This window comes from Rhodoferax sp., from assembly GCF_023701345.1.
In the GTDB taxonomy this organism is placed as follows: Bacteria; Pseudomonadota; Gammaproteobacteria; order Burkholderiales; family Burkholderiaceae_C; genus Rhodoferax.
The window spans coordinates 1-16,561 of sequence record NZ_JAMPXE010000075.1 but is presented as its reverse complement, the minus strand read 5'-3'; the positions used below and the strand labels follow the sequence as shown (position 1 = coordinate 16,561).

Below are 16,561 nucleotides of genomic sequence, written 5' to 3'. Positions count from 1 at the left end.
TGCAGGTCAAGGGCGATGACGGTGGTTTGGTCAATTTTTCAGCCACCGAATTGGTGGTGCCCGCGCTGACCTGGATTGTGGATGTGCCCACGCTGGAAGCCCAGTTGCGCGACGCAGTGCGTTTTCAACCGCATATCGAACTGCTTGACACCCCCCGTCCGGCCACACTGACCGTGGTGTGCGAAGGCAAAGCCAGCCGCACGCGGGAAGAGTTTGGCGTCGAATTTGTCGCCACACCTTACCCGCAACACGCCATTGCAGCACGGCTCACCTGCGAAAAACCGCATGGGCAGGTGGCGCGCCAATGGTTCAGCCGGGGTGAGATTCTGGCTTTTTTGCCGCTTCACGGCACCCATGGCAACACCGTGGCCATGGTCTGGTCGGTGCGCGACGGGCGCACGCTGGAGCGGCTCGACGACAGCGAGGACGCCTTTTGCGGGCAGGTTGAGCACATGAGCGAGGGCGTTTTGGGCAAGCTCACGCTGGCCAGTCCGCGCAAGGCCTGGCCGCTGCAGTCGGCGCAGGCCAGCCGCTGGATCGGCGTCACCGATGGTCAATCCTGGGCGCTGGCGGGAGATGCGGCGCACACCGTGCATCCACTGGCGGGCCAGGGTCTGAACCTGGGGCTGGGGGACGTGGCCGAGCTCACCCAGATCTTGCACAACCGTGCCTACTGGCGCCCGGTGAACGATGCCAGGTTGCTGCGCCAGTACGAGCGCGCCCGCAAAACCGAAGTCACCGCCACCGACGCCGCCATGACCGCCTTGCAACAGTTGTTTGACAAACCCGGCAATGGCTGGCAAAAGCTGCGCAATTGGGGCATGTCGGGCTTTGAGCATGTGGGCTTCTCCAAACACTGGGCGGCACGCCGGGCGATGGGCATCTGAACGCATGACCAAGAACTTATTGCACGCAAGCTGGTCTGATCAAGCTACCTACATCACAGGACACACATGAAACGATTCCTCCTCCCTCTGATGGCTTGCGCCTTGCTGATGGCCAGCACGGCCTGGTCGCAAGAAGCCACCATTCGCAAAAACCTGGGCGAACGCATTCCGCAACTGAAGCAAATTGACGAGGTCAGCAAATCCCAGATTGCCGGGCTGTACGAGATACGTGTCAACGGCAGCGAGATTTACTACACCGATGCCGAAGCCAACTACCTGGTGCAAGGCAATCTGATTGACACCCGGCAAAAGCGCAACCTGACCGAGGAACGCATCGAAAAACTCTCGGCGATCGCGTTTGACGCCCTGCCGTTCAAGGATGCCTTCACCATCGTGCGCGGTAACGGCAGCCGCAAACTGGCGGTCTTCGAAGACCCCAACTGCGGCTACTGCAAGCGCTTCGAGAAAGACCTGCAGAAGATCAACAACGTCACGGTTTACCTGTTTCTCTACCCGATCCTGGGCCCTGATTCTGGTGAAAAGTCCAGAAACATCTGGTGCGCCAAAGACAAGGCCAAGGCCTGGCAAGACTGGATGGTGCGTGATGTCACGCCCGCAGCGGCCAGCTGCGACAGCGCAGCCGTTGCCCGCAATGTGGAACTGGGCCGCAAGTTCAGGATCACCGGCACGCCGACGCTGGTATTTGCCGACGGCAGCCGCGTGCCGGGCGCCATCGGTGCCGATCAGGTTGAAAAACGCCTGAACTGATGCGCTCGCTGACGGCAACCAAGACCGCGGCCCAACTGGGCTACGTGGTGCGCGTGCTGGACCTGCATGCGCATCTGTTCGAGGTCACGCTCACCGTTGCCCAACCAGCGCTTGATCAGGTCGTGAGTTTGCCGGTATGGATTCCGGGCAGTTACCTGGTGCGCGAATTCGCCAACCATCTGCAAGACCTGCAAGCGCGCCAGGGCGCCAAGCCGGTAGCCATCACCCAGCTGGACAAATGCAGCTGGCAGGTCCACGCCAGGGCGGGCAAGGCGTTGGTGCTCAGCTATCAGGTCTATGCCTTCGACAGTTCAGTTCGCACCGCCTGGCTCGACAGCCAGCGCGGTTTTTTCAACGGCACCAGCCTGTGCCTGCGCGTGCACGGCCAGGAAGACACGCCGCACCAGTTGACGCTGGCCGACGATGATCTGCCCAAGGACTGGCAAGCCGCCACAGCTTTGAGCGCACAACGCATCTCAAAACGCGGTTTTGGCGATTATCTGGCCGCCAATTACGACGAACTGGTGGACAGCCCGGTCGAGCTCGGCCCTTTTTGGCGTGGCGAGTTTGTCGCCGCCGGCATCCCGCACCGCTTCATCGTCTCAGGTGCGCCAGCCAGTTTTGACGGTGCCCGCCTGCTGGCCGACACCCAGGCCATCTGCGAGGCTGAAATCAGCTTTTGGCATGGCGACCAGCCGCAACAGGCGCCGCAGCGGCACTACCTGTTCATGCTCAACGCGGTGCACGATGGTTACGGCGGACTGGAGCATCGCCATGGCACGGCGCTGATCTGCAAACGCGCCGATTTGCCGCGCCTGGGACAAGTCAACACGGGCGCGCCATCCGATGGCTACACCACCCTGCTCGGCTTGATCAGCCACGAGTACTTTCACACCTGGAACGTCAAACGGCTGCGCCCGGCAGAATTTGCCCGCTACGATTACGCACAGGAGAATTACACCGAACTGCTGTGGTTTTTTGAAGGTTTCACCAGCTACTTTGATGACCTGCTGCTGCGCCGTGCCAAGCGGATTGACACCGCACATTACCTCAAGATACTGGCCAAAACCATCAACCAGGTGCTGCAAACACCGGGCCGCCAGGTGCAAAGCGTGGCCCAAGCCAGCTTTGATGCCTGGGTCAAGTACTACCGGCAGGATGAAAACACGGCCAATGCCACGGTGAGTTACTACACCAAGGGCGCGCTGGTGGCGCTGTGCCTGGACCTGAGCTTGCGCCACGGTGGCAAAACCAGCCTGGATGCGGTGATGCAAGCGCTATGGCAGCGCTGCCAGGGCGGCCCCATGACGCAAGACGACCTGCTGGCGGTGCTGGCAGAGCTGTCGGGCCAATCCTGTGCGGCTCAATTGCAGCAGTGGGTGCACGGCACGGCCGACCTGCCCCTTAAAAAATTGCTCAAGCAGCACGGCGTCCGTTATGACGAAGAGCGCGCCTCACGCCTGGATCAATTGGGCATGAAGGTCAATGAGCAACAAGGCATCCGCGTCAAGAGCGTGCTGCGCGGTGGCGCAGCCGAACTGGCTGGTTTTGCCGCGGGCGACGAATGGCTCGGTGTGGCAACCGGTGAAGGCAAAACCACCCAGCGCTGGCGCCTGAACAAGCTCGACGAGTTGTCCACTTACCTCGGCAGCGACACGAACTGCCGGGCGCTGATTGCCCGCGACCAGCGCCTGCTGACGCTGTCATTGAACTTGCCTGACACGGTGCGCAGTGTCAAACTTGGTGTGATTGACCCGAAACAGGTCGACACCTGGCTCGATGGCAAAAGCCCCGCCTGATCCCTTATTTTTTTACCTTGCAGGAGACCCAATGAGTTACGAACTGATCACCGTCCGCACCGAAGCCGACAAAGTGGGCATCATCACGCTGAACCGTCCCAAGCAGCTCAACGCCCTCAACGACCAGCTCATGACCGAGCTCGGTACCGCCTTGCAGGCCTTCGATGCTGACACGGCCATCCACTGCATGATCATCACCGGCAGCGAAAAAGCCTTTGCCGCCGGCGCCGACATTGGCGCCATGGCCACCTACAGCTTTGCCGATGTCTACAAACAAGACTTCATCACCCGCAACTGGGAAAAAATTCGCGCCGTGCGCAAACCCGTCATCGCGGCGGTGAGCGGTTTTGCGCTGGGTGGCGGCTGCGAACTGGCCATGATGTGCGACTTCATCATTGCCGCCGACAACGCCCGCTTTGGCCAGCCCGAGATCAAGCTTGGCATCATTCCCGGCGCCGGTGGCACGCAGCGCCTGCCGCGTGCGGTGGGCAAGGCCAAGGCCATGGACCTGGCGCTGACCGGGCGCATGATGGATGCCGTTGAAGCCGAACGCGCCGGGCTGGTGAGCCGCGTGGTACCGCTCGACAAACTGATGGAAGAAACGCTGGGCGCCGCGCTCATGATCAGCGAGTTCTCGCAAGTGGCGGTCATGGCCGCCAAGGAGTCGGTCAACCGCGCCTTTGAAAGCACGCTGAATGACGGCATCATGTTTGAGCGCCGCCTGTTTCATGCCTTGTTCGCCACATCCGACCAAAAAGAAGGCATGGACGCGTTTGTCAACAAACGCAAGGCCGTTTTTACGCACCAATGAAGCACTGTGCCGCCAAAAAGCGGCTCACAAACCGCTATAATTTCGCCCTGTTGGTGATATAGCTCAGTTGGTTAGAGCGCAGCATTCATAATGCTGATGTCGGTGGTTCAAATCCACCTATCACCACCAAGTCACCTGAAACCCGCATCGGCCAACAGCCTTTGCGGGTTTTTCATTTACAGCAGTTCGTCGTCCGTTGGCTCGGCGCCGGTGCGGGCGGTGCGGTGTCCCGGTTTGGCCAGCAGCTCCAGGTAAAACGCATCGCCGCCCTCTTTGGCCACGGCATCGATCAGGGCGGTCAGGGTGGCAAAGTGCACCCCCTGCGCGTTGTCCGGGCGGGTGCCAAACTGGCAGTCAAAGTCCCAGAAGTCGACGCCTTCGGGCAGGGTTTTGCGGCGCTCGCGCTTGATGTATTGGCGAATTTCATGCTTGGTGGCCTCCAGCACGCGGTCGCGGTTTTTGCCTTCGATATTGAGTTGGAATGTTTTTTTCATGCTGTCCTTTGAATCTGTTGTTGGCTGCCTGCTACTGGCGGCCTTGAGTGGGGGTGATTATGCGTCCAGCCCCGCCACTGTCGACCGCCAGCGCCTCCTGATGCGAAACTCGTAAACTGCCCCAATAAATGCCTCCTTTTACCGCCCCCCACACCACCTTTATGTCCTTTTCAACACTTGGCTTGTCCAGCCCGCTTCTTGCAGCCATTCACAACCTGGGCTTCGACGCGCCCACGCCCATCCAGTTGGGCGCCATGGGGCCGGCACTGCAGGGCCGCGACGTGCTGGGCTGCGCGCACACCGGCTCGGGCAAAACGCTGGCCTTTGCGCTGCCCCTGCTGCAAAGCTTGTCAGGCACACCGGGCAGGCAGGCCCAGGCGCTGGTGCTGGTGCCGACGCGGGAACTTGCGACACAAGTGGGCGACACCCTGCGTGCGCTGGCGCAGCACTTGCCGCAGCAGCCCAGAATCAGCGTGGTGTTTGGCGGTGTCTCGATCAATCCGCAAATGATGGGCTTGCGCGGTGGTACCGAGGTGCTGGTGGCGACACCGGGGCGGCTGCTGGACCTGGTGGCGCACAACGCCGTCAAGCTCTCCGGGGTGAATTTGCTGGTGCTCGACGAGGCCGACCGACTGCTCGACCTGGGTTTTGCCGAAGAACTCAATCAGTTGCTGGCGCTGCTGCCCGCCAAGCGCCAAAGCCTGTTTTTCTCGGCCACTTTCGCACCGGCGGTGCAGACGCTGGCCAACACCCTGCTGCGTGAGCCGGTGCGCGTCGATGTGCGCCCCGACGCCGCGCCGCCCCTTGAGATCGTGCAGCGCGCCATCGCGGTGGACACGCCCAAACGCACCCAATTGCTGCGCCACCTGATCCAGCAGAACGCCTGGTCACGGGTGCTGGTCTTTGTGGCCACCAAATTTGCCGCCGAAATTGTGGCTGACAAGCTGCGCAAGGCGGGTTTGACGGCTGAGCCCTTTCACGGCGAGCTGAGCCAGGGCAAACGCACCCAGGTGCTGACCGACTTCAAGGCCGAGCGCCTCGGCGTGGTGGTGGCCACCGATGTGGCGGCGCGCGGGCTGGACATTGCGGGCCTGCCGGTGGTGGTGAACTTTGACTTGCCGCGCTCGGCCAACGACTACACCCATCGCGTGGGCCGCACCGGCCGCGCGGGCGAACCGGGCCTGGCCGTGAGTTTTGTCAGCGCGGCCACGCTGGCGCACTGGCGGCTGATTGCCAAACGCCAGGGCCTCGACCTGGCGCTGGAAAGCATTCCCGGCTTTGAAGCGCTTGAGACCACCCCGCCGGCATCAAGCCACCCGGACGCAGCCGGCAACGGCGGCATCAAGGGCCTGCGCCCGAGCAAAAAAGACAAGCTGCGTGCGCTGGCAGCGGCAGGCAAACCACCTGTGCTTTAAAATCGCGCCTTCTTTCACAGCCTCTGGATTTACACCATGAACCGCTGCCCCCCTGCCCTCCAGGGCTTTTCCTTGGGTCTGATGACCCTGCTGCTGACCTTGGTCACGCTGGCTCCCGAACCCCTTGCGGCGCAAGGCCTGTTGCGGCAATTCCCGGCGGCGGCCAACATCCTGATCAACGGCCAGCCCGAGCGGCTGTCACCCGGTGCCCGCATCAAGAACCCCAACAACATAATCGTGTTGTCGGGCAGCCTGGTTGTCCAAGCGCTGTTGGTCAATTACCTGCGCGACCCGCAGGGCCAGGTCCATGAAGTGTGGCTGCTGAGTCCGGCTGAAGCGCAGCAAAAACGCGCCGGAATGGAAATATTGACCAACTTTGTCTTCGGCTCGGATGCCGACAAACCCAAGACCGACGACGGCAAGACACCGTTCAACCAGTTGCCCGGCTTTCAACAATGCTAGATCGGCTTCACGCCGGGAGGACTGGAACAGTCACTGCAGCTACAGCAAGTCTTGCGGCGCAGTTGTCCCACCAAATTCAATTCATCGAGATTCACCATGAGCAAAAAAGTCTTCATCAAAACCTACGGCTGCCAGATGAACGAGTACGACTCGGACAAGATGAGCGACGTGCTCGGTGCCGCCCAGGGTTACGAGCTGACCGACAACGTGGAAGAAGCCGACCTGATCCTGTTCAACACCTGTTCGGTGCGTGAAAAGGCGCAGGAAAAGGTGTTCTCGGACCTGGGGCGCGTCAAGCACCTGAAGAAACGGGGCGCCCTGATCGGCGTCGGCGGCTGCGTGGCGAGCCAGGAGGGCGAAGCCATCATTGCCCGCGCGCCTTATGTGGACGTGGTTTTTGGCCCGCAAACCCTGCACCGGCTGCCGCAAATGCTCGACGAACGGGCCCGCCTGAACCGCTCGCAGGTGGACATCAGCTTTCCCGAGATCGAGAAGTTCGACCACATGCCCGCCGCCCGCGTGGAAGGCGCCAGTGCCTTTGTGAGCATCATGGAAGGCTGCTCCAAATACTGCAGCTACTGCGTGGTGCCCTACACCCGCGGCGAAGAAGTGAGCCGTCCGTTCGAAGATGTGCTGGTGGAAGTGGCGGGCCTGGCCGACCAGGGCGTGAAAGAAATCACCTTGCTGGGGCAAAACGTCAACGCCTGGCGCGCAAAGATGATCAGCAACCCGGGCGTTGCGGGCGACACCGGCGAAATGGCCGACTTCGCCACCCTGCTCGAATACGTGTCGGACATTCCCGGCATCGAACGCATCCGTTACGTGACGAGCCACCCCAACGAGTTCACGCCGGCGCTGATTGCCGCCTACGACAAGCTGCCCAAACTGGTCAGCCACCTGCACCTGCCGGTGCAGCACGGCAGTGACCGCATTTTGATGGCCATGAAACGCGGCTACACGGCCATGGAATACAAAAGCACGGTGCGCAAGCTGCGCGCCATCCGTCCCGACATGGCGCTGAGCAGCGACTTCATTGTGGGTTTTCCAGGTGAGACCGAAGACGACTTTGGCAAGATGATGAAGCTCATCGACGACGTCGGCTTTGACAACAGTTTCAGCTTCATTTTCAGCCCGCGCCCCGGCACGCCAGCGGCCAATTTGACCGACGACACGCCGCACGAGGTCAAGCTGCGCCGCCTGCAGCACCTGCAAGGCGTGATCAACGACAGCATCAAGCGCATCAGCGAAAGCCGCATGGGCACCGTGCAGCGCATCCTGGTGGAGGGCGCCTCCAAGCGCGACGCCACCGAGCTGATGGGCCGCACCGAGTGCAACCGGGTGGTGAATTTTGTCGGCCAGCCGCGCCTGGTGGGGCAGATGGTGGATGTGACCATCACCGACACCCGCACTTTCACACTGCGCGGCGAGGTGCTGACCCAAGAGCTGGCCTGAAGCGGCTCGGTTGCCTAAAAAAAGGCCCCCCGAACAGGGAGGCCAGCGTATCAAGAAAGCGTTGAATTATTTCTTGCGTGCCGCAATGGAAGCTTCTGCGCTCTTCACCAGATCTGCGCCCACGGTGTTTTTCCACTTGTCATAAACCGGCCGGGTCGCCTTGACAAAGGCATCCCGTTCAGCGGGCGTCAACTGGGTGATGGTGACACCCAGGGCAGAAATTTCTTTCAGCAGCGGCTGGCCAGCCTCAACCAGCCCTTTGCGTGCAATGACCGTTTCTTCCTTGCCCGCCTCAATGGCGGCCTGACGCACAATGGCCTGGTCAGCCGGCGTCCAGGAAGCCCAGATGTCCTTGTTGACAACAAAAATCAGTGGGTCCGCCACATAGCCCCACATCGTCACATGCTTCTGGCTGACGTTGTGCAGCTTGGCAGCGGTGAAGATTGACAGCGGATTTTCCTGGCCGTCAACGGCGCCGCTGGCAAATGCGGGCTGCGCGTCAGCCCAGGACATTTGCGTCGGGTTGGCACCCAGGGCGGTGAAGGTGTCGAGAAACAGCGGTGAGCCGACCACACGGATTTTCATGCCCTTGAGATCAGCCGGAGTGCGCACTGCGCGCTTGGAGTTGGAGAGTTCGCGGTAGCCGTTCTCACCCCAGGCCAGTGGTACCACGCCAGATTTGTCCAGGGTGGCAAAAATTTGTTTGCCCACCGGCCCTTGGGTCAGCGCGTCAATTGCTGCGTAGTCCGGCATCAGGAAAGGCATGGAGAACAGGTTGAGCTGCTTGACTTGCGGTGACCAATTGATGGTCGAGCCCACCGCCATGTCGATCACACCCTGGCGCAGCGCGGAAAATTCGCGGGTCTGGTCGCCCTGGATCAGCGACACGCCGGGGTAAAGCTTGATGTTGATGCGGCCTTGCGTACGCTCTTTCACCATATCCGCCCAGATCTGACCACCCTTGCCCCAAGGAAAGGCGGTGCCCAGCACCAGCGACATGCGGTACTCTGACTTATAGCTTTGGGCAGAGCCCACCGTGGCAAAGCTCAATGCGGTCGCGGCCAACGCGAACTTGAGTAACGAGCGAACTTTCATGACAACAGTCTCCTTGGTTAAAAGTCTTTGAAAATCAATAGCCCAAACGCGTGGGCAGCCACAGCGCAATGGACGGGAAAATGATAACCAGCAGCAAAACGCCAAACAGCGCTGCCAGCAACCAGCTCACCCAGCGCACGGTTTCTTCCATGCGCACACCGGCAATGCGGCAAGTCACCATCAGGTTCACCGCAATCGGTGGCGTGAACTGACCCAGCGCCACCATCAGGGTCAGCAGCACGCCAAACCAGACCGGATCCCAATGGTAAAAGTTGACGATGGGCAGCAACAGCGGCACAAAAATCAGAAAGATCGAAATTCCGTCCAGAAACATACCCACCACCGCCAGCAGCAGGATCAACAGCGCCAGCACCCCGTACTCCCCCAGGCCCGAATTGACGATGGCCTGCGTCACCGGGTCAACAATGCCCAGGGTCGACAGCGAATAGGCAAAAATGCCCGCCAGCGCCACCACCAGCAAGATGATGGCCGACAACTCGCCCGATTCCCGCAGGATATGAAACAGGTCGCGCACCCGGATGCTGCGATAGATCACCATGCCGACAAACAGGCCGTAAAACACCGCCACCACAGCCGCCTCGGTGGGCGTGAACCAGCCGGCCCGCATACCGCCCAGAATCAGCACCGGCGCGGCCAGACCCCAGGAGGCTTCGCGCAGGCTGGCCCAAAACGGCGGCTTGGGCAGCAGTGCCTCTTGCTGGCCAAAATGGTGTTTGCGCGACAGCCAGACCGCCGGCACCATCAGGGCCAGTCCCACCATCAAGCCGGGCAACATGCCCGCGGCAAAAATGGCCGGCACAGACACCCCCGGCACCAACACCGAATACACAATGAAGGCAATCGAGGGCGGAATCAGGATATCAATCGACGCTGCAGCGCCCACCACGCTGGCTGAAAACGCCGGCGGGTAGCCCGAGCGGGTCATGGCGGCGATCATCACGCCACCCACAGCGGCGGCCGTGGCCGGCCCCGAGCCCGAGATGCCGCCCATCAGCATGGCCACGGCAACCACCACCACGGGCAACATGCCGGGGCCGCGCCCGACAATGGCAATGGCAAAATTCACCAGTCGCAGCGCCACACCGGAACGGTCAAAGATGGAGCCCACCAGCACAAACATCGGAATCGCCAACAGCGGGTACTTGCCCAGACCGGCATAAAAATTCTGAGGCACAGCCAACAGACCAAACCACTGCGACTCGGCATTGGCCAGCCCAATGGCGGCCGCACCGGCCAGCCCCAAGGCCGCGCCGATCGGCACACCGACCAGCATCATGACAAGAAACACCACAAACAGCATCGTGACAATCATGCGCGACGCCCCCGCCGGATGAACAGGCCCAGCGCCCGCAAGGCAATGGCAGTGGCAAGAATGGGCAACCACATGCTGTACCACCACTGCGGGATACCAATGCCGGGCGAGGTTTCACCGTATTGAAAATCGTCATAGACCATGCGCGTGCTCAAGGCGGCAAGCATGGCGAACAACAGGGCCACCATCAGGGCGCCAAAACGCGCCAGCCGCCGCTGACGTGCGGGTGAGCCGCTGTCGGCAAAAAACTCGATACGGATCTGGCGGTTACGCGCCACCGAGGCCGAACCCGCCACCAGCGCCAGCACGATCATCAGGAAAACGGAAAACTCTTCGGTCCAGGCGAAAGACTGGTTTGTGAAGTAACGCACCAACACGTTGGCAAAGGTAATGAGCGCCAGCAAACCCATCACGATCACGGTAAGCCAGTCCTCAATCTTGAGAGGCACCACGGTCACTTCATCCTGCGCAGCAGGGTCAGGCACGTCGATGGGCAAATGGGTAGGTTCGTGAGGTAGATGCATGAAAGAAGAAAATGGACGACGCAACCACTAAGATGAAGACTGCGCATTGTAAAAGGCGCGCCAACCCGGTCAGCCACCACGCCAAAACATGAATCCTTCACTCATCTCCTCACCTGTTGTTGCGCTGAAATACCTGCAGGGCTACCCGACGGCAACGCTGGCGCAGGTGGCGCAGATGCTGCAGCAGGACAAGGTGGCCGACTGGCTGCTGCAAAAATACCCGCAGGCGCACACGGTGCGCACCGACAAGGCCTTGTTTGAGTACGTGCAAGCTCTAAAACAAGACTACCTGCGCGGCGCAGATCCGGTCAACAAGGTGCTTTTTGACAGCAAGTTGCATGTGGTCAAAAATGCCCTGGGCACGCACACCAGCGTGTCACGCGTGCAGGGTAACAAGCTCAAGGCCAAGCGCGAAATCCGCATCGCCTCGCTGTTCAAAAGCGTTCCCGATGAGTTCCTGAAAATGATCACCGTGCACGAGTTGGCGCACCTGAAGGAAAAAGCCCACGACAAGGCCTTTTACCAGCTCTGCAACTACATGGAGCCCGGCTACCACCAACTTGAATTCGAGGTGCGGGTGTATCTGACGCACCTGGAAACCGCAGGCGCGCGGCTGTGGGAAGCATCGTGAGGCCTTGCGGGTCAGACCATTCGCGTAGCGATGTGCTCTGACCCCAACTGATCAGAGCGCAGCGGCTTGAGCAAGTCAGACAGCCCGTTGTGATCGATCTCATGCATCAGCGCGAGCAGGCGGCCAATCTCACCCTTGGGCACGCCCTCACGCACAAACCAGCGCAGGTAGTCGCCCGGCAAATCGGCGATCAGGCGGCCCTTGTACTTGCCAAAGGGCATGGTGCGTGTCACCAGCAACAGCAGGTCTTCGGGGTTCATCTCAGCCCCCCGCGCGTTTGACGCTGTGGCCCTGGGCCTTGAGCAACTCCATGACGCGCTCGACATGGTCACCTTGCACCTCGATCACGCCCTCTTTCACCGTCCCGCCCGAGCCGCAGGCGGTTTTGAGCTGCTTGCCCAGGGCGATCAGTGCCGCTTCATCCAGATCCAGGCCTTTCACCAACGTCACGCCCTTGCCGGCGCGCCCCTTGGTCTGGCGCGACACCCGCACGATGCCGTCGCCCGCCGGGCGCGCAGTGGCCGATCGGCAACTGCACTGCGCCAGCGGCTGGCGGCACGCGGGACACATGCGACCGCTGTCGGTGCTGTACACCAGGCCGCTGCTGAGGAGTTTGTTTTTCATAATTAGTTGGGGTCAGAGCACGTCGCTTCGCGAGTGGTCTGACCCGCAAGCTTTTAAACTGGCATTGTCCCGCACAACGCCGCCGGATCAGCCAAAATAGCCTCCCACAGCATTCAAAGGAAATCGCACATGTCACGTCCCAGCGTTTGGGCACCCAAAATAGTCGCCTTGATCAAGGGCGGCAACAGCGCGGCCGCCATTGCGCAGATCAAGGTGGCGCCCACCGTGAAAGACCTGCAGGACCTGCGCAAGCTGCTGAGCGCGGCCAATCTGCTCAAATCCCAGCCCAATGTGGACGCGGCCACCAATGACATGATCGCCGAGTTGTCGGCGCCCCGGCTGCACCGCTCGCCCTGATACCCTAAGGCAACAGGTCGAGCGCCCGCATGTAGGCGGGCTGCACCATCAAATCGTCCCAGGGCGTGGCGCGGCTGGTGGGCAACAGGGCCAGACGGCGCTCTTCGCTGGCGTCACTCGGCTGCCACAAGCCCTTGAGTTGTGCTTCGGTCAGGCCGTTGATCAGGGCGTCCAATTCGGCGCCCTCGCCCAGTGACTGGTTGCACAACAGCACCATATCGCAACCCGCATTCAGGGCCGCCAGCGCCGCCTGGGTCGGGCTGACCGGCTGGCCGTCAAGGACGCGGGCACCGGCCATGGACAGGTCGTCGCTGAACACCGCGCCGGTAAAGCCGAGCTGGCCGCGCAGGATGTCGCCCAGCCATTTGCCCGAAAAACCTGCCGGCCTGGCGTCGACCTTGGGGTAGATCACATGCGCCGGCATGACGCTGGTGAGCGCCGTGCCGAGCCAGTCATAAGGCCGGGCATCGTCGGCCAGGATGGCTTTCAGACTGCGCTTGTCGACCGGAATGTCGGTGTGCGAATCGGCCGCAACATTGCCATGGCCCGGAAAATGTTTGCCGCAGTTGGCCATGCCGCTTTGCAACAGGCCGTGCATCAGGCTCTTGGCCAGCAGGCTCACCACGCGCGGGTCACGGGAAAAAGCCCGGTCGCCAATCACGCTGCTCTCGCCAAAATCAAGATCCAGCACCGGAGTAAAACTCAGGTCGACGCCGCAAGCGCGCAACTCGGCGCCCAGCACATAGCCGCAGGCGGCGGCGGCCCGGGTGGCACGCAGGGCACCGCTGCCCTCGCCCGCCTTGCCGTCTTGCAGCCAGAGCTCGCCCAGGGCGCGCATGGGCGACAAATGGGTAAAGCCGTCGGTCTTGAAGCGCTGCACGCGACCGCCTTCGTGGTCAACACAAATCAGCAAATCCTTGCGCACCTTCTTGATGCTGTGGCACAGGGCCGTGAGCTGGTCACGGCTTTGCCAGTTGCGGGCAAACAGGATCATGCCGCCGACCAGCGGGTGTTTCAGGCGCCGCTTGTCTTGTTTGCTCAGGGTCAAACCGGCGATGTCGATGATCAGGGGGGCGTGCAGGTTCATGATGTATTCCCGGGTAAATTGCGTCAGGGGCGGAATGTATAGAGATTAAAGACCATTTTTGCCAGTGATTTCAACCACGCAAAAGCTCGCTGCGTAGTCGGTCTCGTCGGTCACGCTGATGTGGGCGCTCAAGCCTTTGGCCTCAAACCAGGTTTTGAGTTCGCCGTGCAGCACGATATGCGGCTGGCCGCTGGGCAGCTTGCCCACTTCACAGAGGCGCCAGGTCATGGGCATGCGCATGCCCAGACCAATGGCTTTGCTGAAGGCCTCCTTGGCACTGAAACGGGTGGCCAGGTAACGCACCCCGCGCTCGGGCCAGCGCTGGCTTCGCGCGTGCCAGGTGGCGAGTTCACCCTCACTGAGAATTTTTTGCGCAAAGCGTTCCCCGTGGCGTGCCAGGCTGGCCTGGATGCGACGCACGTCGCAGATGTCGGTGCCAATGCCGTAGATCATGCGGCTTCACGAATGCAGCGCAGGTAGTCCTTGACGGTGGCGCTGTAACCCAGCTCCAGCGCATCGGCGATCAGCGCATGGCCAATGGACACCTCGCTCACCCCCGGCACCTGGGCAAGAAAGGCGGTGAGGTTGTCACGGTTCAGGTCATGGCCGGCGTTCACTTCCAGGCCCGCGTCCAGCGCAGCTTGGGCGGCCTGGGCGAAGCGCGCCAGTTGCGCCGCCTGATCGGGCGTGCCCCAGGCTGCGGCATAGGGTTCGGTGTAGAGCTCGACCCGGTCCGCGCCCACCGCCTTGGCAGCCGCCATGGCGGACGCGTCGGCATCCATGAACAGGCTCACGCGCAAACCCCAGGCATGGGCCTGGTCAATCAGCGGTTTCAGCACCGGCGCATCGGCCGGCAAAGTCCAGCCATGGTCGCTGGTGAACTGGCCTTGCGCGTCGGGCACAAACGTGACCTGGTGCACCGGCAGCTGCTGCGCGACCAGTTGACCCACCACGTCCATCAGGTTGTGCAACGGATTGCCTTCGATGTTGTATTCACGGTCCGGCCAGTCCTTGAGCAAGCTGGCCAGCTCGGGCACGTCACTGGCGCGTATGTGGCGCTCATCCGGGCGTGGGTGCACCGTGATGCCGTGGGCACCGGCTTGCAGGCACAGCGTGGCCGCGCGCGTGACGCTCGGAATCCCCAGGTGCCGGGTGTTGCGCACCAGCGCCACCTTGTTGAGGTTGACGGACAAAGAAGTAGTGTTCATAAGCTTTGCAAATCGATCATCATTTGCCGGGTGCGAAGACTGGGCACCCCGCAATGGTAATTGAGCAGCGTGCGCAATTGGGGCTTGAGCGCACCGGCCACGTCGGCGCAGGCGCGCAACACGGTGGTCAGGGGCACGCGCTCGCCCAGGACTTGTTGCAGCGCCGTCCACTGGGCACCGCTCAGGCTGCTGCGGTCCGTGTCGTTGGCCTGGCGCAAGCCGCCTTCGGGCACCAGGCTGTAATGTTCGTCGGGGTGCAGCGCCAGCAACGTCATGGTCTGCGCATCGAGCAAGGGCAGCAGGCCGATTTCACGCAGCAACAGCAATTCGAAGGCGCGCAGGGCGGCTTCGAGCACCTCGCCGTGCTCGCTGGCAATGATCTGCACCACACCGGCGTAAACATCAAACAGCACCGGATGCGGGTCTTCGCGCGCCAGCAGCAGCAAAAGCAGCTCATTGAGGTAGTAGCCCGACATCAGCGCGTCACCCGTGGGCATGACATGACCGCCCTGCCATTCGGCGGCCTTCAGCGTTTTGATTTCGGCCTCGCCGCCAAACGCCAGGTGCAACGGTTGCAGCGGCAACAAAATCGGCCGAAAGCTGGAACTTGGGCGCTTGACGCCCTTGGCCACCAGCGCCATACGGCCGTGGTGGCGCGTGAACACCTCCAGGATCAGGCTGGTCTCGCTCCAGTCGTAGCGGTGCAGCACAAAGGCCGGTTCGTCAGAAATGCGCTTGGTGGCCATTAATAGGAATTGATCATCATTGGGCTTTTGGAGGTCCGATTGAATCCACCACTGATGGCGGTCAGCCGGTTCTTTAACCGGCTGTCATTCAAAGTGAAGATCAGCGCTGCGCAGTACCGGCACGAGTCCGTTGTAACGGCAAGTTGGAAGCGGTCGCTTCAAGGCGCTCGGCAAGCCAAATCTTGATCACGGACTGCCTTGTGACCCCTATTTTGCTGGCTTCTTTATCCAAAGAATCGATCATCCAGGTTGGAAAATCAACATTGACGCGCTTCTGCGCCTGCAGCACACGCTTTGCTTTGGACAAGTCCAAAGAAGCGGTCAGGTCGACATTCTCGTCAAACTGTTGCTCGAACTTTTTAGCTTTCATACAGTGCCACCTCTTCTGTGCGTGCCCGACGAACGGATATCAATCGAATATTGGCGCCCCGATAAGTAATGACAGCCGACCAATGCTTCCCGTCAATCAGCCCGATCACGAGAAACCGCGGTTCATCCTCGGTTTTTGCCGGAATCTCAAGCAACATCGGGTCATTCCAGAGGCTCTGGGCCTCAGCAAAATCGATGCCATGCTTGATGCGATTGGATTCGCTTTTTGCAGCGTCAAATTCGAAGGAATTCATGGTATAAAAATTATACCTGTAGTGAAGGAAGGGCTACGACGAAAGCGCCCAGTTTTCAACCACGAGTCCCGGATTGGAGTTTGGGCGGTCTGGTTCAGACCCTTATGCACAGCTCACAGTTATGGGCAGTTGCCGTCTCCAGCGAGCTGTCTGTCATTGGCAAATCCATACCATGCATTGATCTGACCTCTACATAATTTCATCAACCAGCCTTTGACCAAGACCTTGAACGGCGAGCCGAGGTT

The 16,561-nt window shown here is 61.0% G+C and carries 21 protein-coding genes and 1 tRNA gene; 10 read left to right on the top strand and 12 right to left on the bottom strand.

The genetic code is table 11. The features are described from left to right. The 5 genes from NDI87_RS11185 to NDI87_RS11165 all read left to right on the top strand — a co-directional run. Nucleotides 1–887 (top strand): FAD-dependent monooxygenase (locus tag NDI87_RS11185; protein ID WP_296275290.1); only part of this gene is annotated, 887 nt, incomplete at its 5' end. Nucleotides 888–953: 66 nt separating this feature from the next. Then, nucleotides 954–1,655: a DsbC family protein gene (locus NDI87_RS11180; protein WP_296275289.1), complete on the top strand. Its 702-nt coding sequence runs from the start codon at nucleotides 954–956 to the stop codon at nucleotides 1,653–1,655. Further along, complete coding sequence (locus tag NDI87_RS11175; RefSeq protein WP_296275288.1) at nucleotides 1,655–3,454, top strand: peptidase M61; 1,800 nt, start codon at nucleotides 1,655–1,657, stop codon at nucleotides 3,452–3,454. The genes NDI87_RS11180 and NDI87_RS11175 overlap by 1 nt, the downstream gene beginning before the upstream one ends. A 31-nt stretch (nucleotides 3,455–3,485) precedes the next feature. Further along, nucleotides 3,486–4,265, top strand: a complete 780-nt coding sequence (locus tag NDI87_RS11170; protein ID WP_296275287.1) for an enoyl-CoA hydratase — start codon at nucleotides 3,486–3,488, stop codon at nucleotides 4,263–4,265. Between the two features lie 52 nt (nucleotides 4,266–4,317). Continuing rightward, a tRNA-Met gene (locus NDI87_RS11165) sits at nucleotides 4,318–4,394 on the top strand. A gap of 47 nt (nucleotides 4,395–4,441) precedes the next feature. On the opposite strand, the gene NDI87_RS11160 is transcribed toward NDI87_RS11165, so the two are convergent. Continuing rightward, on the bottom strand, nucleotides 4,442–4,759 hold the full coding sequence (locus tag NDI87_RS11160; RefSeq protein ID WP_296275286.1) for a DUF6172 family protein: 318 nt from the start codon (nucleotides 4,757–4,759) through the stop codon (nucleotides 4,442–4,444). Between the two features lie 161 nt (nucleotides 4,760–4,920). Between NDI87_RS11160 and NDI87_RS11155 the strand changes: the two genes are divergently transcribed. From NDI87_RS11155 to miaB, 3 genes are all read left to right on the top strand, one after another. Beyond that, nucleotides 4,921–6,174: a DEAD/DEAH box helicase gene (locus NDI87_RS11155; RefSeq protein ID WP_296275285.1), complete on the top strand. Its 1,254-nt coding sequence runs from the start codon at nucleotides 4,921–4,923 to the stop codon at nucleotides 6,172–6,174. A gap of 36 nt (nucleotides 6,175–6,210) precedes the next feature. Beyond that, nucleotides 6,211–6,636 carry a hypothetical protein gene (locus NDI87_RS11150; protein ID WP_296275284.1) on the top strand — a complete coding sequence of 142 codons (426 nt, stop codon included), beginning with the start codon at nucleotides 6,211–6,213 and terminating at the stop codon, nucleotides 6,634–6,636. Nucleotides 6,637–6,732: 96 nt separating this feature from the next. After that, nucleotides 6,733–8,088 (top strand): tRNA (N6-isopentenyl adenosine(37)-C2)-methylthiotransferase MiaB, encoded by a 1,356-nt coding sequence (gene miaB / locus NDI87_RS11145; RefSeq protein WP_296275283.1) that lies wholly within the window; start codon nucleotides 6,733–6,735, stop codon nucleotides 8,086–8,088. A 66-nt stretch (nucleotides 8,089–8,154) separates the two neighbouring features. Here miaB and NDI87_RS11140 read toward each other — a convergent pair whose 3' ends face one another. Genes NDI87_RS11140 through NDI87_RS11130 form a run of 3 tightly spaced genes read right to left on the bottom strand, consistent with a single transcriptional unit; the run spans nucleotide 8,155 to nucleotide 11,040 of the window. Then, the gene (locus NDI87_RS11140; RefSeq protein ID WP_296275282.1) at nucleotides 8,155–9,183 is read right to left on the bottom strand and encodes a DctP family TRAP transporter solute-binding subunit; all 1,029 of its coding nucleotides are present in this window, start codon (nucleotides 9,181–9,183) and stop codon (nucleotides 8,155–8,157) included. 34 nt (nucleotides 9,184–9,217) lie between these two features. Further along, nucleotides 9,218–10,516, bottom strand: a complete 1,299-nt coding sequence (locus NDI87_RS11135; protein WP_296275281.1) for a TRAP transporter large permease — start codon at nucleotides 10,514–10,516, stop codon at nucleotides 9,218–9,220. Continuing rightward, nucleotides 10,513–11,040 (bottom strand): TRAP transporter small permease, encoded by a 528-nt coding sequence (locus tag NDI87_RS11130; protein WP_296275280.1) that lies wholly within the window; start codon nucleotides 11,038–11,040, stop codon nucleotides 10,513–10,515. The genes NDI87_RS11135 and NDI87_RS11130 overlap by 4 nt, the downstream gene beginning before the upstream one ends. 88 nt (nucleotides 11,041–11,128) lie before the next feature. On the opposite strand from NDI87_RS11130, the gene NDI87_RS11125 reads away from it, so the two are divergent. Next, a complete protein-coding gene (locus tag NDI87_RS11125; RefSeq protein ID WP_296275279.1) occupies nucleotides 11,129–11,671 on the top strand; it encodes a YgjP-like metallopeptidase domain-containing protein in 543 nt (180 codons plus the stop codon). Between the two features lie 11 nt (nucleotides 11,672–11,682). On the opposite strand, the gene NDI87_RS11120 is transcribed toward NDI87_RS11125, so the two are convergent. Both NDI87_RS11120 and NDI87_RS11115 read right to left on the bottom strand, forming a co-directional pair. Then, entirely contained in the window at nucleotides 11,683–11,931 is a 249-nt protein-coding gene (locus NDI87_RS11120; RefSeq protein WP_296275278.1) for a DUF3820 family protein, read from the bottom strand. Between the two features lies 1 nt (nucleotide 11,932). Continuing rightward, on the bottom strand, nucleotides 11,933–12,295 hold the full coding sequence (locus NDI87_RS11115; RefSeq protein WP_296275277.1) for a translation initiation factor Sui1: 363 nt from the start codon (nucleotides 12,293–12,295) through the stop codon (nucleotides 11,933–11,935). Between the two features lie 129 nt (nucleotides 12,296–12,424). Here NDI87_RS11115 and NDI87_RS11110 point away from each other — a divergent pair, with 129 nt between their 5' ends. Beyond that, nucleotides 12,425–12,652, top strand: coding sequence for a hypothetical protein (locus NDI87_RS11110; protein ID WP_296275276.1), 228 nt, complete (start codon nucleotides 12,425–12,427; stop codon nucleotides 12,650–12,652). Nucleotides 12,653–12,656: 4 nt separating this feature from the next. Here the strand turns inward: NDI87_RS11110 and nagZ are convergent, their stop codons facing one another. From nagZ to NDI87_RS11080, 6 genes are all read right to left on the bottom strand, one after another. Then, on the bottom strand, nucleotides 12,657–13,739 hold the full coding sequence (gene nagZ, locus NDI87_RS11105) for a beta-N-acetylhexosaminidase (protein ID WP_296275275.1): 1,083 nt from the start codon (nucleotides 13,737–13,739) through the stop codon (nucleotides 12,657–12,659). 45 nt (nucleotides 13,740–13,784) lie between these two features. Then, complete coding sequence (gene acpS, locus NDI87_RS11100) at nucleotides 13,785–14,192, bottom strand: holo-ACP synthase (RefSeq protein ID WP_296275274.1); 408 nt, start codon at nucleotides 14,190–14,192, stop codon at nucleotides 13,785–13,787. Continuing rightward, entirely contained in the window at nucleotides 14,189–14,947 is a 759-nt protein-coding gene (locus NDI87_RS11095) for a pyridoxine 5'-phosphate synthase (protein ID WP_296275273.1), read from the bottom strand. The genes acpS and NDI87_RS11095 overlap by 4 nt, the downstream gene beginning before the upstream one ends. Then, nucleotides 14,944–15,693 (bottom strand): DNA repair protein RecO, encoded by a 750-nt coding sequence (gene recO / locus NDI87_RS11090; RefSeq protein WP_296275272.1) that lies wholly within the window; start codon nucleotides 15,691–15,693, stop codon nucleotides 14,944–14,946. Before recO ends, NDI87_RS11095 begins: the two co-directional genes overlap by 4 nt. A gap of 100 nt (nucleotides 15,694–15,793) precedes the next feature. Further along, nucleotides 15,794–16,063: a CopG family transcriptional regulator gene (locus NDI87_RS11085; protein ID WP_296275271.1), complete on the bottom strand. Its 270-nt coding sequence runs from the start codon at nucleotides 16,061–16,063 to the stop codon at nucleotides 15,794–15,796. Then, entirely contained in the window at nucleotides 16,053–16,316 is a 264-nt protein-coding gene (locus NDI87_RS11080) for a BrnT family toxin (protein WP_296275270.1), read from the bottom strand. Before NDI87_RS11080 ends, NDI87_RS11085 begins: the two co-directional genes overlap by 11 nt. Nucleotides 16,317–16,561: the final 245 nt, after the last annotated feature.

Bases quoted from the DNA above. Each gene is read 5' to 3' on its own strand.
- NDI87_RS11180 (WP_296275289.1), top strand. From the start codon at position 954: ATGAAACGATTCCTCCTCCCTCTGATGGCTTGCGCCTTGCTGATGGCC.
- NDI87_RS11175 (WP_296275288.1), top strand. From the start codon at position 1,655: ATGCGCTCGCTGACGGCAACCAAGACCGCGGCCCAACTGGGCTACGTG.
- NDI87_RS11170 (WP_296275287.1), top strand. From the start codon at position 3,486: ATGAGTTACGAACTGATCACCGTCCGCACCGAAGCCGACAAAGTGGGC.
- NDI87_RS11160 (WP_296275286.1), bottom strand. From the start codon at position 4,759: ATGAAAAAAACATTCCAACTCAATATCGAAGGCAAAAACCGCGACCGC.
- NDI87_RS11155 (WP_296275285.1), top strand. From the start codon at position 4,921: ATGTCCTTTTCAACACTTGGCTTGTCCAGCCCGCTTCTTGCAGCCATT.
- NDI87_RS11150 (WP_296275284.1), top strand. From the start codon at position 6,211: ATGAACCGCTGCCCCCCTGCCCTCCAGGGCTTTTCCTTGGGTCTGATG.
- miaB (WP_296275283.1), top strand. From the start codon at position 6,733: ATGAGCAAAAAAGTCTTCATCAAAACCTACGGCTGCCAGATGAACGAG.
- NDI87_RS11140 (WP_296275282.1), bottom strand. From the start codon at position 9,183: ATGAAAGTTCGCTCGTTACTCAAGTTCGCGTTGGCCGCGACCGCATTG.
- NDI87_RS11135 (WP_296275281.1), bottom strand. From the start codon at position 10,516: ATGATTGTCACGATGCTGTTTGTGGTGTTTCTTGTCATGATGCTGGTC.
- NDI87_RS11130 (WP_296275280.1), bottom strand. From the start codon at position 11,040: ATGCATCTACCTCACGAACCTACCCATTTGCCCATCGACGTGCCTGAC.
- NDI87_RS11125 (WP_296275279.1), top strand. From the start codon at position 11,129: ATGAATCCTTCACTCATCTCCTCACCTGTTGTTGCGCTGAAATACCTG.
- NDI87_RS11120 (WP_296275278.1), bottom strand. From the start codon at position 11,931: ATGAACCCCGAAGACCTGCTGTTGCTGGTGACACGCACCATGCCCTTT.
- NDI87_RS11115 (WP_296275277.1), bottom strand. From the start codon at position 12,295: ATGAAAAACAAACTCCTCAGCAGCGGCCTGGTGTACAGCACCGACAGC.
- NDI87_RS11110 (WP_296275276.1), top strand. From the start codon at position 12,425: ATGTCACGTCCCAGCGTTTGGGCACCCAAAATAGTCGCCTTGATCAAG.
- nagZ (WP_296275275.1), bottom strand. From the start codon at position 13,739: ATGAACCTGCACGCCCCCCTGATCATCGACATCGCCGGTTTGACCCTG.
- acpS (WP_296275274.1), bottom strand. From the start codon at position 14,192: ATGATCTACGGCATTGGCACCGACATCTGCGACGTGCGTCGCATCCAG.
- NDI87_RS11095 (WP_296275273.1), bottom strand. From the start codon at position 14,947: ATGAACACTACTTCTTTGTCCGTCAACCTCAACAAGGTGGCGCTGGTG.
- recO (WP_296275272.1), bottom strand. From the start codon at position 15,693: ATGGCCACCAAGCGCATTTCTGACGAACCGGCCTTTGTGCTGCACCGC.
- NDI87_RS11085 (WP_296275271.1), bottom strand. From the start codon at position 16,063: ATGAAAGCTAAAAAGTTCGAGCAACAGTTTGACGAGAATGTCGACCTG.
- NDI87_RS11080 (WP_296275270.1), bottom strand. From the start codon at position 16,316: ATGAATTCCTTCGAATTTGACGCTGCAAAAAGCGAATCCAATCGCATC.